Annotated in this window: 10 protein-coding genes; 4 read left to right on the top strand and 6 right to left on the bottom strand. The window is 47.5% G+C overall.

Features of this window, described 5'->3' with window-relative positions:
* Positions 1-22: 22 nt before the first annotated feature.
* The 5 genes from ACN0UY_RS00795 to dnaE all read right to left on the bottom strand — a co-directional run bounded on the left by ACN0UY_RS00795 (position 23) and on the right by dnaE (position 8424).
* Positions 23-1984: a cation:proton antiporter gene (locus ACN0UY_RS00795; protein WP_417664923.1), complete on the bottom strand. Its 1962-nt coding sequence runs from the start codon at positions 1982-1984 to the stop codon at positions 23-25.
* A gap of 2 nt (positions 1985-1986) precedes the next feature.
* Positions 1987-2868, bottom strand: a complete 882-nt coding sequence (locus ACN0UY_RS00790) for a DMT family transporter (protein WP_417664922.1) — start codon at positions 2866-2868, stop codon at positions 1987-1989.
* 27 nt (positions 2869-2895) lie between these two features.
* Complete coding sequence (tilS, locus tag ACN0UY_RS00785; RefSeq protein ID WP_417664921.1) at positions 2896-3846, bottom strand: tRNA lysidine(34) synthetase TilS; 951 nt, start codon at positions 3844-3846, stop codon at positions 2896-2898.
* 99 nt (positions 3847-3945) lie between these two features.
* Positions 3946-4902 (bottom strand): acetyl-CoA carboxylase carboxyl transferase subunit alpha, encoded by a 957-nt coding sequence (gene accA / locus ACN0UY_RS00780; RefSeq protein WP_417664920.1) that lies wholly within the window; start codon positions 4900-4902, stop codon positions 3946-3948.
* Positions 4903-4920: 18 nt separating this feature from the next.
* The gene (gene dnaE, locus ACN0UY_RS00775) at positions 4921-8424 is read right to left on the bottom strand and encodes a DNA polymerase III subunit alpha (protein WP_417664919.1); all 3504 of its coding nucleotides are present in this window, start codon (positions 8422-8424) and stop codon (positions 4921-4923) included.
* Between the two features lie 174 nt (positions 8425-8598).
* Here dnaE and ACN0UY_RS00770 point away from each other — a divergent pair, with 174 nt between their 5' ends.
* Genes ACN0UY_RS00770 through ACN0UY_RS00755 form a run of 4 tightly spaced genes read left to right on the top strand, consistent with a single transcriptional unit; the run spans position 8599 to position 11938 of the window.
* The gene (locus ACN0UY_RS00770) at positions 8599-9720 is read left to right on the top strand and encodes an MlaE family ABC transporter permease (protein WP_417664918.1); all 1122 of its coding nucleotides are present in this window, start codon (positions 8599-8601) and stop codon (positions 9718-9720) included.
* Positions 9717-10457: an ABC transporter ATP-binding protein gene (locus tag ACN0UY_RS00765; protein ID WP_417664917.1), complete on the top strand. Its 741-nt coding sequence runs from the start codon at positions 9717-9719 to the stop codon at positions 10455-10457. The genes ACN0UY_RS00770 and ACN0UY_RS00765 overlap by 4 nt, the downstream gene beginning before the upstream one ends.
* A 3-nt stretch (positions 10458-10460) precedes the next feature.
* Positions 10461-11348, top strand: coding sequence for an MlaD family protein (locus ACN0UY_RS00760; RefSeq protein WP_417664916.1), 888 nt, complete (start codon positions 10461-10463; stop codon positions 11346-11348).
* Positions 11345-11938 (top strand): ABC-type transport auxiliary lipoprotein family protein, encoded by a 594-nt coding sequence (locus tag ACN0UY_RS00755; RefSeq protein ID WP_417664915.1) that lies wholly within the window; start codon positions 11345-11347, stop codon positions 11936-11938. The genes ACN0UY_RS00760 and ACN0UY_RS00755 overlap by 4 nt, the downstream gene beginning before the upstream one ends.
* A 24-nt stretch (positions 11939-11962) precedes the next feature.
* Here the strand turns inward: ACN0UY_RS00755 and ACN0UY_RS00750 are convergent, their stop codons facing one another.
* Positions 11963-12205, bottom strand: coding sequence for a hypothetical protein (locus ACN0UY_RS00750; RefSeq protein ID WP_128351960.1), 243 nt, complete (start codon positions 12203-12205; stop codon positions 11963-11965).
* Positions 12206-12207: the final 2 nt, after the last annotated feature.

The raw sequence follows: 12207 nt of genomic DNA, 5'->3' as shown, positions 1-12207 counted from the left end.
TAGCAGTTGTAAACAAACTTAGTTATCCGTTTAATAAATAACTCTCACCAGCCTCAATAGCTCTTGGCCCACCGGCAAGCAGCACCACATCGTCGTGTTGTAACGCAAAGTCACCGTGTACCTCGGAGAACTCTTGATCGCCACGGCGTACTGACTTGATCTGCAAGTTTAGGTCGTCAAGAGCCAGATCAATTAGTTTTTTACCGCACGCAAACGCATTTTGAGGCAACGCAACAGCGTGTAAGAACTGCAGCCGGTCGAGCTTCTCCGGGTCCATATCCGTAGTTTCACCTGGGTAGAAGCCATGCATGTCACCATAATGTGACCGACGTGCTTGATCTAAACGGGACAGAATTTTTCGTATTGGAATACCAGAACGACTTAAAATTTGGGACACCAACATCAGGCTCGCTTCTAAAGTATCCGGAACAACCTGCGTTGCTCCCGCGTCCATCATCGCTTTTAGGCGCATATCGTCGCGACTACGTACGATAATCTCGGCATGCTCATTGATATGACGAATTGCTTTTAACACATCGAGTGCTCGCTCATCATCAGCGAAACTAATAATGATCAATTCAGCTTCATCTGCATGCACGGCTTGCAGAATATCGCGCCTTACGGCATTACCAAAAAACACTTTTGAGCCGCCCGCAACAGCTTCTTGCACACGTTTCGCGTCGTGATCGATAGCGAGATAATCAATCCCTTCGTTGGTGAGAAAGCGCGCAACGGTCTGGCCGACACGACCGAAGCCCAAAATGAGTACGCGTGAGCGCTCATCGTGTGGCTGCGGCAACCCCACGCCATCGTCTTCTTCCTTTTTACGTAAGATGAAATCGACGACATTACGGCATCGTTGAATAACCAGCGGCGTAAGCGCCATACCAAACACACCTACCCCAACCAGCATCGATGCGACGCTCGCTTCGAGCAATTGGAAACTTAATGCCAACGATGCGAGAACAAAGCCAAACTCGCCCATCTGGAACAACATTAAACCGGCGCCCCACGCATCTTCTTTGCGCTCATCCATAAACCCAGCTAACGCGCGCACCACAACCAACTTTATAAGGCCAACAGCAATAACGATTGCGATAATCCAATGCAAGTTCGCGACAAACACATTAAAGTCTAACTGCATGCCCACGGTAATAAAAAATAACCCCATCAGGATATCTCTAAAGGGTCGGATATCTGCTTCCAGCTGATGCTTATACTTGCTCTCGCCCAACATCATTCCCGCCAAAAACGCACCGAGAGCCATCGATAAACCAAATAAATGCGTCATCCCCCCTGCAACAAGGGCTACTAACAGCGTTGCCAGAACAAACAACTCGTCAGTTCGTAACTTTGCTATCTCTCGAAAAACATGCGGTAACACCCATTTACCAATGGCCATCAGCACAATAACAACACCCGTGCCTTTTAGTAGTGCATAGCCAAGACTCTCCCACATTGATATATCGCTGTTTGAGGCGAGTAGCGGAATAATAATCAACATAGGTACTACGGCAATATCCTGAAACAACAGCACCGCAACCGTCAGTTGGCCCTTCTTTGAGGTTAATTGCGACGACTCGCCAAGTTGTTTGATAACAACAGCTGTTGAAGACAGGGCCAAGGTACAGCCAACAATAAACGCTGTGCTCCAGTCGTTAACAAAGAAAACAGCTAAAAAGGCGAATAACGCAGTACACAGCACAACTTGTCCGGCCCCAAGGCCAAATACTTGGCCACGCATGGCAATCATTTTTGGCAGAGAGAATTCAAGGCCAAGAGAAAATAGCAACAACACCACACCGAGCTCGGCGACAAAATGATACTCATCAGGATCGGATATCCAAGCCAGTACATCTGGCCCCGCAACAATACCGGCAACAAGGTAGGCCAAAATAGCTGGCAGTTTGATTTTTCGAAATGCCCAAACCAGCAAAACGGCTATTGCGAGTAGTAAGAGTATGTCCGTAAATCCGCTATTCACTGTTATTCCCTTAGCCGATAAAGCCCAACACAAATCAATGATAAGCCTATCAGAGTGGTTACTTGAATGGTTTCACCAAGTATAAAATAGATTAAGATCAAAGATATGAAAGGGCTCAAAAATATTAAGGTAGAAATTTGAGCTGTTTTGGTGGCTAATCGCATGGCTGTAAGCCACAAAAAGAAGGTCACCCCCATCTCAAACAGCCCCACATAGACTCCTGCCCAAAGCCCAGCCCACGGGATAGACCAATTGGTTGATGTGTCAAAAATCAATGCGTTAGCACCATTAAATAGAACCAACCAAATGCTGCCCCAAAAAAAACACCAAAACAACGCGGGTATGGGTTTATCTGTATTTTTGGTATTCATTAACCAGTAGCTGGCCCACAACAAGGTACTGAATAGAGCAAGGCCAATACCCGTCCAGTTCGTTTGACTAAAATCCCAAGCGCCGCCGGTGGCAATTAAAAATACCCCAGCATACGCCAGTAACATGGCCAGTAATTCTTTGCGTGTTAGCGATTGCTTCAAAAATGGCACGGCTAACAACGACATGGTAATCGCCCAAGTATAGTTGATAGCCTGAGCTTGCTGTGCTGGCAACTGATCGTAAGCAGCAAATAGAACCCAATAGTACGCGGCGGGATTAATAAATCCTTGGCAAATATAGAACCCTGCACGCGAGCGCCCTACGTGAATGGCCTCACGCCAACGCTGCTGTATGGTCAGAATTATTGCAAAGGTTATTAGGCTGGTAAGGGCAGCAATGCTAAGTAATTGCAACGGGCTCAGGTAACGCAGCGCCAGCTTGAATGCTGTCGCCACTGTTGACCACAGCAACACTGCGGCCAATGCATAGAGAATCGCTTTGCGCTGATCCATGGTCTTCCTTGCAAGCGTTAAACCGAGCTAGCTAGGTTGCTCAGTTAAAGTTAATAAACGATCTTTATTATCGGCGGTGTGCCGAGTCACCTTGCAATGCCCCCACCGAACTTCTGGGCGCGCGTCATTTGTGGTCAGTAGCATTTGCGTGCGTAATTGCTCAAGCTGCGCATAAGACGGGATTTGTGCACCACAAACCTGCAACCAATAACGCAAGGCACCGCGTTGAAGGTCGGCTGAAGCGTTTTGCAGCCAATGCGTAGCTAACCGGTGTTCAGCATCAATGTGCGGCGCGACCCGATCACGCAACAATTGCTCAAGCAAATGCTGAGTTTCGGCACATAACTGTGCGCTTCGCAAAACCGAATTACCAAACTGGGGCCAGCGTTTTTCTAATTTAGGAATCACTTCATGGCGCAAATAATTCCGCTCAATACTGATATCGTAATTGGTATCGTCTTCAATCCAGTGCAACTGCTGAGCACGGGCGTAAGCATAGATATCTTGTTTACTGATATCCAACAACGGACGAAACCAAGTCTGTTCATTTTTTCGGCTAACCGCTGCCATTGCAGCCAGTCCTTTGGGTCCGGCGCCGCGTTTTAGTTGCAATAGAAAAGTTTCGATTTGATCATTCCGGTGCTGGCCTAGCAAGAATATAGCGTTAGCATCGCCAAGCGCTTCTAAACGTCGATAGCGCGCCTCGCGCCCAGCAGCCTCTTTACTTACCCGAGCTCCGGTTGCTACCGGCAGTAGTTCGCAAATCATCGGGAACTCTCGGCGCTCACAGTCGGCTTGAAGTCCTTTAGCCCAGGTTGCCGAGCTAGGATGGAATGAATGATCAAGATGAATCGCTAAGTAGCGGTAATTTGGAAACTCTTGTCGAAATCGATCAAGCAAATCCAACACCGTCTGTGAGTCCGCGCCGCCACCTAAACAGGCTACAACTTGCTGGTTAGCGGCTAAATTTAAGGCCAATAATCGTTCTTTAAATAACGAATAAAGGGGAGCAGTGTCAGCACTGTCCCCTTTATTTATTTGGCGAGTTGTCGCATTGTTCAACGCGAATCACTCCACTTAACAGTAACCAAATGACATCAACTTTTGGTAACGTTGCTCAAGGCGAGCTGCACTATCTAAATTAACCAGTGCGTCCAAATCGGCAATCAATTGCTTCTTCAAACGTCGCGCCATTTCTTCGTGATCACGGTGCGCGCCGCCAATTGGCTCAGCAATGATGGAATCGATCAAACCCAATTCCTTCGAACGCTGAGCGGTAACACCCATAGCTTCCGCCGCTAACGGCGCTTTTTCTGCACTCTTCCAGAGAATTGACGCACAGCCCTCTGGTGAAATCACCGAGTAGGTTGAGTACTGCAGCATGTTAACGCGGTCGCCAACACCTATCGCTAATGCACCACCGGAACCGCCTTCACCAATTACAGTACAGACAATTGGCGTATTTAAACGCGACATAACCTTTAAATTACGAGCAATAGCTTCAGACTGGCCGCGTTCTTCGGCACCGATACCCGGATATGCCCCTGGCGTATCAATAAAGGTAATAATTGGCATTTTAAAGCGCTCTGCCATTTCCATCAGACGCATCGCTTTGCGATACCCTTCAGGTTTAGGCATGCCAAAATTGCGGCGAATTTTTTCTTTTGTTTCACGCCCTTTTTGATGCCCGATAATCATCACCGGAGTGCCATCAAGGCGCGCTGTACCAGCTACGATTGCTTCATCGTTGGCAAAAGTTCTGTCACCGGCTAACTCATCAAAATCATCAAAAATGTACTTGATGTAGTCAAGTGTGTATGGACGTAACGGATGGCGTGCCAATTGCGCGACTTGCCATGCACCCAAATCACCGAAGATTTTTTCGACGAGTTGTTCACGTTTCTCTTGCAGCTTCGTAATTTCCTCTTCGAGTGAAATATCAAAGTTGCCTTTTGCGCCAACTGCTTTTAATTCTTCGATTTGCGCCTGCAGTTCTGCGATAGGCTGCTCAAAATCTAAAAATTTAAGACTCATTATGGCTCCCATTTGCCACTAAAATTCGAGTTCAACCGCTTTATTTCCAAAGCGCTGTTGCAACTCATACAACAATTCATCGGTTGGGGTCACATACCATTCTGTGGCCGCCACATATTCTGCCGTTAAATCCGGGCGCACATAACGGATGTGCAGCGGGCATGAGCCCTGCTTGAATGGTTCTAACAACTGTGTAAGTTGCGTTAAACCATGCCCTTCTAATTGCTCTTGTCGAAGTGTGAGGCGAAGCGTTTTTGCGTATTGCTCACGCATTCCGACAATGGTCATCACTTCACGTGCCGTCATTGTATTGGCAGAGGAGTAATCATCAAAGCTGACCTCTCCTTTTACCACTAAAATTTGGTCTTTTTCGAGCAAGTGCTGAAAATTTTCATAATCTTTAGCAAAAAATCGTACATCAAACCGCGCTGTTTTATCATGCAGCGTCACAATAGCCCAGCGATGATTTTGTCGGTTTAACATGGTACGTACGTCAACAACTAACCCTGCTACCGTTGTTGTTTGATCACGCCCCGTTGGCCGCACATTCGCTAACACCGCTGGCACATAGTTTTTTAATTCAGCACGATACCGATTTACCGGATGTCCCGTTAAGTATAGCCCAAGCGTTTCACGTTCGCCTTCTAACCACATTCCTTCGGGCCAAGGGGCAACCTGAACGAACTCATGTTCAATTTGAACATCATCGGAGGCCGTGGTCAGTACGCCAAACAAATCGCTCTGTCCGATCGCTTCAGCACGTGCATGTTGCTCTGCCTGGCGCATGGCTTTTTCTAGTGTAGCCATAATGGTAGCCCGATGTGGGCCCAACGAGTCCATCGCGCCAGCTTTTATAAGCTTTTCCAAGACACGTCGGTTGAGCTTTTTGAGGTCAACACGGCAACAGAAATCGAATAAATCGGTGAACGGCCCTTCTTCACGTGCGGCCAGTATTGCCTCAATCGGGCCTTCGCCAACACCTTTTATCGCGCCAATTCCATACACAATCGACTGTTCTGCATCAACGGTAAACTTATACTGGCCCCGGTTCACGTCCGGAGGAAGTAATTTAATCCCCATATTTTCGCATTCATCAACCAAGGTGACGATTTTATCCGTGTTATCCATATCTGCGGACATAACCGCTGCCATAAACTCAGCTGGATAATGTGTTTTCATCCACAAGGTTTGATACGAAACTAACGCATAAGCTGCGGAATGCGATTTGTTAAAGCCGTAACCGGCAAACTTTTCGACCAAGTCGAATATCTTAATTGCCAACTCACCGTCAATGCCATTTTTACGCGCACCTTCCTCAAAGACCGCACGCTGTTTCGCCATTTCTTCGGGCTTCTTTTTACCCATTGCTCGGCGCAACAAGTCAGCGCCGCCCAACGAATAGCCAGCGAGTACCTGTGCAATCTGCATGACCTGTTCTTGGTATAAAATAACGCCGTAGGTTGGCTCCAGAATAGGCTTTAGTAATTCGTGCTGATAGTCTTTATCAGGATACGAAATTGCTTCGCGGCCGTGCTTACGGTCAATGAAGTTGTCAACCATGCCCGATTGCAGTGGACCCGGACGAAACAGAGCCACCAATGCGATAATGTCTTCAAAACTATCAGGCAACAGCTTTTTAATCAGTTGCTTCATGCCGGCGGATTCAAGCTGGAATACTGCTGTAGTTGCACCCTTTTTAAGTAACGAGAAACAACGTGGATCATCCAAAGGAATGTGATTAATGTCGATGGACTCTTGACCATCACGCTGGCGATTGGCATTCACCATATCTAGGGCCCACTGAATAATAGTCAGTGTACGTAGCCCCAAAAAGTCAAATTTCACTAGCCCTGCAGCTTCAACATCGTTCTTATCGAATTGTGTAACCGGTTGCTTGCCTTCGTCATCACAGTAAAGCGGGGAAAAGTCTGTGATACGTTCCGGTGCTATAACAACACCGCCCGCATGTTTACCTGCATTACGCGTAACCCCTTCGAGAATACGAGCCATGTCGATGATTTCACGCACGTCATCATCTTGCTCATACATTTCGACGATGCGAGGTTCTATTTCAAAGGCTTTTTCAAGTGTCATACCCGGATCTCCGGGGACTAACTTGGTGATTTTATCAACAAAGCCGTAGGGGTGGCCCAGCACGCGACCAACATCACGAATTGAGGCTTTTGCTGCCATCGTTCCAAACGTGATGATTTGCGACACAGCTTCACGACCGTAAAGCTCGGCAACATGGTCAATCACTTCATCGCGACGATCCATACAAAAATCGATATCGAAATCGGGCATCGATACCCGCTCAGGGTTCAAGAACCGTTCGAAAAGCAAATCAAGTTCTAATGGGTCAAGATCGGTAATTTTAAGCGCGTAGGCAACCAATGAGCCTGCACCGGAACCACGCCCCGGACCCACTGGAATATTATTATCTTTTGACCACTGAATGAATTCCATGACGATCAAGAAATAACCGGGAAAACCCATTTGGTTAATAACATCCAGTTCAATCTTAAGGCGTTCATCGTAAGGAGCACGATTCAGCTGGCGTTGTTCCGGGTCAGGAAATAAAACCTGTAAGCGTTGCTCCAAACCTTCAATAGATTTTTTAACCAGAAAGTCTTCGGTGGTCATACCGCCAGTTGGGAATTCAGGCAATACGTGCTTATCGAGAGTGACCGTGACATTACATCGCTTAGCTATTTCGACAGTGTTTGCTAATGCTTCTGGAATGTCGCTAAACAACTCAAGCATTTCGTCGGCGCTTTTTAAGTACTGCTCAGGGCTGTATTTTTTCGGGCGACGCTTGTCATCCAGGGTATAACCGTCAGATACAGCAACACGCACCTCATGCGCATTGAAGTCTTCAGCGCGCAAGAACATGACTTCATTGGTCGCAACAACCGGCACGTCACTTTCCGCTGCTAACGCAACCGCTGCATGCAAATATTCGTCTTCACCGGGGCGACCGGTTCGCAGTAACTCAAGATAGAAACGATCGGTAAAGTGTTGTTGATAGAACGCTAACAGCTCACGCGCTTCGTCCGCTCGATTTTGTAGTAACTTACGGCCAATGTCGCCTTCGCGGCCACCTGACAGAAGCAACAAACCACGCTGATGATCAACAAGCCATTCTTTATTGACACAAGGCTTGCCAGCACGATGCCCCGCTAAATAGCCGCGGCTAATCAATTGCGTCAATTGTTGATAGCCGTCATTGTTCATTGCTAAAGCAGTTAACCGAAAAGGCTCATCTTGTGAGTCCGCGGTCCAGCCTTCTGGCAGCACCCAGAGATCGCAGCCGACAATTGGCTTTAACCCCTGGTCATGGGTCGTCCGATAAAAACGAACTAAGCCACACATATTCATTTGGTCAGTTAATGCCAACGCAGGCATGCCCTTCGCTGCGGTGGCTTCACAAATAGGCTTAACCTTTGCGAGACCATCCATCATCGAAAAGTCACTGTGGACACGTAGATGAATAAATTGGGGCTGTTTGCTCACTTCGCTCATGCGTTTATTTCATACACTCATAAATGATTATCTGGTTATTGTGCCGCATGCATCACGCTATGTCATGTAGTGATTGTGACCTTTTGAATTGGCTGTAAAATTTGCGTGAAAACTGACTAAATGTTCAATAGTTGTTATAGTATTTTTCTAGGCTAGCCACTACGTCGGGGTTTTATGTCACGCGCAGGGTTTATTCACTACGATAATACCGAAAAGCTACTGCAAGTAGGTGGTGAGTGGACACTTGAGCACTACATCGCGCTTAACCGCGCAATTCAACAACTACCACCCGCGCCTGAAACCACAACGCTAGATTGTTCTGAGTTAAGTAAAATCGACTTCAACACAGCCAGCTTATTAGCCGATTACCTTGGCAGTCCGCAACTTGGTAAACTACTGCAGCTCGCGCAAGGACTCACAACTGACCAACGGGATATTTTTACCAGCGCAGTACAAGCAGCCCAAACCACCGAGCTCTATGCCGCAAAACCATCATTTTCCGCGGTCGGTTTGATAGCCCAACTTGGCCAAAACGTGAGCAATCAAATTCATCAACTGCTACTACTCCTTAACTTTATTGGTGATTTAGTACTCACGTGTTTAACGGTTCTAGTTCGCCCATCCCGATGGCGCATCACCGCATGGTTTTACCACATGCAGCAGGCAGGCTTAGCGGCTATTCCTATTGTCAGTTTGATGGCTTTTTTAGTGGGTGCCGTGGTTGCTTTTTTAGGGGCAACGGTACTGACTGAGTTTGGCGCCACCATTTATACCGTCGATCTCGTTGCCTTCGGTTTTATGCGTGAACTGGGTGTATTACTTGCAGCTATCTTGCTGGCAGGCCGAACGGCGAGCTCTTTTACTGCCCAGATTGGCGCTATGAAAGTTAATGAAGAGCTCGATGCCATGCGCGTGGAGCAGTTGGACCCCATTGAGCTACTCGTTATACCACGTCTATTGGCTCTGCTGGTTATGTTGCCGCTGTTAGGTTTTGTTTCGATTTTAGCCGGCTTAGTCGGTGGTGCGGCTGTTGCGGTTGGCAGTCTGGATATTTCGTGGAACCAATACCTGTCCATTCTAAATGAAGTGCCGATACGCCACTTTTGGGTAGGTATGAGCAAAGCCCCGTTTTTTGCCGTGGTGATTGCAATTATTGGTTGCTTAGAGGGGTTTAAAGTTGGCAATAGTGCGCGCTCTATCGGTCAGCACACAACGTCAAGCGTAGTACAGGCACTGTTTGCTGTAATCCTGCTCGACGCCATTGCGGCCTTATTCTTCATGGAGATGAATTGGTGATTAAGTCAGCCGAGACAATTTTATCCATGCGCCAAATCTGCAACCGATTTGGCGATCAGGTGGTGCATGAAAATCTTGATCTCGACGTACACCGAGGTGAAATAATCGGCCTAGTGGGTGGCTCTGGTGCCGGCAAGTCCGTCTTGCTGCGAACTGCTATTGGTCTGCATAAACCGAACTCCGGTAAAATTGTACTTAATGCGTCACCCATTGGGGTGTTGTTCCAACATGGCGCCTTGTTTTCTTCAATGACCGTTGCAGAAAATGTCGCCCTACCTTTGATAGAGCACACGCGTTTGAGTCGAGCACAAGCATTGCATCTGGCGCAAATTAAACTGGCCTTGGTTGGGCTCAATCAACACGCTGGCGAACAATATCCCGCCGAATTGTCCGGCGGCATGGTAAAACGCGCAGCACTAGCACGTGCTTTAATTCGCGAGCCTGACATTGTATTTTTAGATGAACCGACAGCCGGGCTCGACCCGCTCAATGCCGCTGCATTTGATAGTTTGATAAAAACGCTATCAAAAGCACTTGGCTTAACGGTTGTTCTGGTTACGCATGATCTCGACACACTTTATGCAATTTGTGACCGTATTGCGGTGCTTGCTGATAAACGTATCGTCGCCATAGATACCGTTGCAAAGGTGGCAGCGAACCCTGATTCATGGATTCAGTCCTATTTCCATGGTCCACGTGGACGCGCTGCGGCGCACGCCGCTCGCAAGGAGGATTAACCGATGGAAACTAAAGCACACCATATTATCGTTGGCGTGTTAACACTCACCCTACTGCTAGGTGCACTTGCATTTGTACTCTGGCTAACTAAGGCTGACTCCGAGCACGCTTACAAGGAATACGACGTACTTTTCAAGGAGCCTGTTTCAGGGCTAACCATTGCCAGTCCAGTGCAATTCAACGGGATTAACGTTGGTGAAGTTACCCGCCTTAGCTTAGATAAAAACGATGCGCGGGTGGTGCGTGCCCGTATTCAAATCAATGCCGAAACGCCTGTAACTCAGGCAACTGTAGCGAGCTTGTCGCTGTTAAATATTACCGGCGCCAGCGGCATTGCTTTAGAACAAAGTGTCGCACAAAGCCCACCAATTTATAACGGTGAAGGTATACCAGAAATCATTGCCGAGCCTTCGCAGTTGACGCAATTGCGGCTTAGCACCGAGGAGCTCTTTGTTAACGTAAGCCAAATGATCAGCAACGCAAATCGATTGTTTTCAGACACCAATATGCAATCGATCGAGTCTATCCTTACCAATGTCGATACCTTCAGTACCGAATTGGCACAACAGTCCAGCAGTATCGCCAGCGTTCTTGATAACTTGCAGGCCAGTACCAAACAATTAAACGATTCATTGGTTTCACTTGAAGAAGAAGTTTCAAAGCGCAGCGAACCCTTATTTGATAAGGCCGATCAGACGTTAAATAATCTGGCCAGTGCGAGTGCTGAACTCAATCAGTTAATCAGCCAGAATCGAGGGAATATTGATGCTGGAATGGCGGGCATTGCCGAAGTGGGTCCAACGCTAATAGAGCTGCAACGCACCTTGCAGCGTTTAAATGCCATCGCCGCCAAGTTTGAAGGCGAACAAGTGCGGGAGTATCAACCATGAATAAAAAATTTGGTTTCGCCATTATCGCAGTTATTTTGCTTACGCCAGGTTGCAGTATTTTACCTGAGTCTAAGCCCATTGATTTTTATAGGTTACAGCCAGCACAAGTGAGTAATTCTACTACCGTGTTAAAGCGAAAAATCAGCGTAGCAGAGCCTGAGCTAGCTGATATGCTGCAACTTGAACGTATTTTACGCGTGGCTAATAACGGTAGTATTGTGGCTTACTCCGACGCTCGGTGGAGCGCACCTATTGCGTTAGTGTGGCAAAATTGGCTGCTTGATGCCTTGTGGCGTGACGCACGCTTTGACGACATCAGTTCACGGCAACAGGGTTTAGATGCGCAATGGCAAGTAGCTGGTCGCCTGCAAGCCTTCCACATCATCGAATCAACGGCAGGCGCGCGCGCTACGGTGCGATTCGATGCACAACTTATCGATATAAAGAATCGCCAATTAACCGCGAGCAAAAGTTTTCAAGCTGAGGTGACGTTGAATGATTCTTCTGCATCCAGTGCTGTAGAGGCTTTAGGGCGCGCCAGCGAACAAGTCGGTGTGGATTTATTGAGTTGGCTCGCTGAGCCCCATTGAATTGGGCTCAGCAAGTTATTTGAGTTATTCGAAACTGCCTACAAAGGCTTGTATACCTTCTTGTTTTAGCGCATCCAGTGCTTCATCGAGAGCTTCTTGATCGGTTTCAAATTTATCTTCCCACACCGTCGAGTTATTACCTTCGTCAACAATTTCAAGAACCCAACCACTGTCTTCAGTACGGTAGATATCAATTTCAACTTTATGTCCGTCATCCGTGTATTCGCGGCACAATGGGCTCTGAATATATTCTACTTGGTCAGTCATAT

Source organism: Pseudidiomarina sp. (genome assembly GCF_048268165.1).
Classification (GTDB): Bacteria; Pseudomonadota; Gammaproteobacteria; order Enterobacterales; family Alteromonadaceae; genus Pseudidiomarina.
The sequence above is the reverse complement of the archived record's forward strand: the minus strand, read 5'-3'. Positions and strand labels throughout refer to the sequence as shown.